The 322-nt window shown below is 59.0% G+C and carries 1 protein-coding gene; it reads right to left on the bottom strand.

The window, feature by feature from the left end; genetic code table 11:
- Positions 1-322 (bottom strand): VOC family protein (locus EGI20_RS19175; protein ID WP_498633292.1); only part of this gene is annotated, 322 nt, incomplete at both ends.

Below are 322 nucleotides of genomic sequence, written 5' to 3'. Positions count from 1 at the left end.
CTTCCACGTCCGGGTCTTGCACGCAAAAGTGGAACACGCCGGTCTTCCAGTATTCGAAGTTGTTCTCGGGGCGTACGCTATTTGGAAACTGAAATATTTCGACGCCGATTCTGTCGCCGGTCGACAGGTGGGCGATGCGGAATGAGCCCCAGCCCGGGCCGAACACGTCGTTGCACATCACGCCGATGGCCGAGTCGTCTTCGGTGATGGTGGTCGGCGGCATGATCAGGTACCAGCCCATCACTTCGGTGTAGAACTTGACGGCGGCGTCCAGGTCGGTGACGGTGATGCCGATATGGCTGAAGTTGCGCGGGTAGGTCAT

The organism is Aquitalea sp. S1-19 (assembly GCF_024343515.1).
The sequence above is the reverse complement of the archived record's forward strand: the minus strand, read 5'-3'. Positions and strand labels throughout refer to the sequence as shown.